Annotated in this window: 1 protein-coding gene; it reads left to right on the top strand. The window is 57.4% G+C overall.

What is annotated here, in order from left to right; all coding sequences use genetic code 11:
- The coding region (locus MLE19_RS22920) for an SRPBCC family protein (protein WP_276322555.1) at positions 1-420 on the top strand (420 nt) is incomplete at both ends.

Raw genomic sequence — 420 nt, 5'->3', positions numbered from 1 at the left:
CCGCGCTTTGAGAACTACAAAGGCTTCCTGTTCGGTAGCCTAAGTGACGACGTTCAATCGCTTGAGCAGCACCTCGGCGAAACCACCAAGGTCATCGACAACATCGTCGACCAAGCCCCCGAAGGCCTGGAAATCCTGCGCGGTACCTCGTCGTACACCTACACCGGCAACTGGAAGCTCCAGGCCGAAAACGGCGCCGACGGTTACCACGTCAGCTCCGTGCACTGGAACTACGCCTCCACCATGGAACGCCGCAATTACGATTCCGGTGGCACCAAAGCCGTTGATGCCGATGGCTGGTCGAAAAGCAAAGGCGGCTTCTACTCCTACGAAAACGGCCACATGATGCTGTGGACCCGTCTGCTCAACCCGGAAGTGCGCCCAGTTTATCAACATAAGGACTGGATCCAGGAGCAGCTA

Origin of the sequence: Vreelandella neptunia (assembly GCF_022489065.1) — a bacterium.
GTDB classification, from domain to species: Bacteria; Pseudomonadota; Gammaproteobacteria; order Pseudomonadales; family Halomonadaceae; genus Vreelandella; species Vreelandella neptunia_A.
The sequence above is the reverse complement of the archived record's forward strand: the minus strand, read 5'-3'. Positions and strand labels throughout refer to the sequence as shown.